Annotated in this window: 1 protein-coding gene; it reads right to left on the bottom strand. The window is 39.5% G+C overall.

Translation table 11 applies throughout. From position 1 onward, the window contains the following. Nucleotides 1-335 precede the first annotated feature (335 nt). A partial coding sequence (locus G561_RS15490; RefSeq protein ID WP_028860005.1) for a hypothetical protein occupies nt 336-1,172 on the bottom strand: 837 nt, incomplete at its 5' end.

Here is a 1,172-nt window from a genome sequence, read left to right on the forward strand (position 1 = left end):
AAATGTTAGGGCTGTCTAACAACTGTTGCATAGAATTAATGCGATAAGCTACTGCTTCTTGCAATAGGCTAATGAATTTTGGAGGTAAGTTTATAACAAGTGTTGGATTCATATGAGTCATTGTATAATCTGATAATAGATGTGTTGATAAGGTTATCAGGCAAGATAATATAATATTGCCTTTAAATTTATACCCAATAGAATCATTGTACAACGAGTTCTCTCAATAATTCCGTTTGTTGGAATGCGTTTGATGCCTGTATAGGGAAACAAACCAATAAGGATGCCTAACTAATTTACCCTAGGGATGGTTTACTGTCAGTATGAACCTAAAACTAACGTCTAAAAGAAGGAGTATAGCTCTTTAATTGTTCTGCTCCCTTAGGATCTACGGCTTCCTCAACACTGTCAGTAACCTTCGCTTTTTGTATTGCCAAAGGTTCGGGCAAAGTAGCTTCCTTATATCGCTCCTGATGATATTGGGCTTTAATTTTAATTCCTTCCTCTAAATTCATCTTATCTAATTGACTGCGATGTGTTTTATTAGGCTCACTGTAGTAGGTATTGCTGTTAACTTCTTGGATATATGGCTTAAACTCAATCCCCCTATAGTTTTTAGCAAACATACCTCCCGTAAGCCTCACACTCATAACCCTACCATTTTTATCCTTTAGGTCATCGTGTTTAACTGACACACTGGTTTCGCTATTACCCCGATTGACGTTAAGTCCCCAGCGCCTTAACGTGGTCAAAAGCGATTGACGATTGATGACTACCCCTCTTTGAGACTCAAGCAATAACCGCCGTTTAAGCGCTTCTTCTAAATCACGACGGCTTTTGGGGTGTTGAATTGTTTTATCGTCTTCATCACTCTGTTTTTTTGAATAACTATTGATGTTAAAAGGACTTGGCCTTGGTGCATGGCTATTATAAGGATTAACTAAACGTTGTCTTTTAGGGTCATTAGGATCACTCAAGCGCTCTGCATTTATGGTCTTAACCTCTGCATTAATTATGTTCTTCCATGCATTCACCCGTCGCAGATCCGCAGGCTCATAGTACGGCTGAAACGACTTGCCTGTACGCAGCTCTTGGCAAGGTATGACGAAATTTAGCTCCAAGCGCCCAACCGGATTATTGTCATCAATATCCTTGTCTGCATGTTCTACCCA

The organism is Psychrobacter phenylpyruvicus DSM 7000 = NBRC 102152, from assembly GCF_000685805.1.
GTDB classification, from domain to species: domain Bacteria; phylum Pseudomonadota; class Gammaproteobacteria; order Pseudomonadales; family Moraxellaceae; genus Psychrobacter; species Psychrobacter phenylpyruvicus.